The organism is Acinetobacter lactucae (genome assembly GCF_013344765.1).
Lineage (GTDB): Bacteria > Pseudomonadota > Gammaproteobacteria > Pseudomonadales > Moraxellaceae > Acinetobacter > Acinetobacter lactucae_A.
This window is the reverse complement of record NZ_JABVBF010000362.1, coordinates 1-887: the sequence shown is the minus strand read 5'-3', so window position 1 is coordinate 887 and position 887 is coordinate 1. Positions and strand designations below refer to the sequence as shown.

At 26.7% G+C, this 887-nt stretch carries 1 protein-coding gene; it reads right to left on the bottom strand.

What is annotated here, in order from left to right:
- Positions 1–163 precede the first annotated feature (163 nt).
- A partial coding sequence (locus HUN22_RS17335) for an ATP-binding cassette domain-containing protein (protein ID WP_174731982.1) occupies positions 164–887 on the bottom strand: 724 nt, incomplete at its 5' end.

Sequence of the window (887 nt, the reverse complement as noted above, 5' to 3'; positions counted from 1 at the left end):
AAAATCTATTTATGAAATTCTGATTAGTAGCAAGAAAATCAATTCTTTTAACACTCTTTAAATGTAAATTATTTGAATAATTAGAAGAAATCCATTTTTTAAAATTTAACAGCTCATCATTTTCAAAATTATTTAAGCATAGTAAATATTGCATAGCATTTTCCTAATTCAAAATCTTTTCTTTCATAAACTCAATTGCTTCTAATGGTTTAAAATTTTTAGTAATCTTACCACCTTCCATATATAATACTCTATCTACAGTCATAATTGTTTCTGGTCTATGTGCAATAATCACTCTAGTTATATTTAAAGATTTGATATTCTCACTTACATGATATTCTTTTTTTACATCTAGGTGGCTTGTAGCCTCATCAAGTAATAAAATTTTTGGTTTTTTATACAATGCTCTCGCAAGTAATACTCTTTGCTTTTGTCCACCTGATAAAACCGTACCCATATCTCCAACTAACGTATGATATCCCATTGGCATTTTTTGAATATCATCATGTATACATGCAATTCTGGCACATTCCTCCATAAAATTATAATCTACCTCATTATCATAAAATGAAATATTATCACCTATTGACCCTCCAAAAAGAATATCATCTTGTAAAACAGTACTAATTATACTTCTTAAAAAATCATTATCTATATTTTCTATATCTTTATCACCTATTTTAATTTTTCCATTTCCTAATTTGTGAACACCTAACAATAAATTAAAAAGGGTGGATTTACCACAACCTGAAGGTCCTATAATAGCCACCGACTCGCCACTATTAATCTCTAAGTTTAAATTTTGTAGTATATTTTTTTCAAAAAAAGCATATTGAAAAGTTACATTTTCAAATTCAATTTTAAAATCATGCAAGTCCTTAGTATAG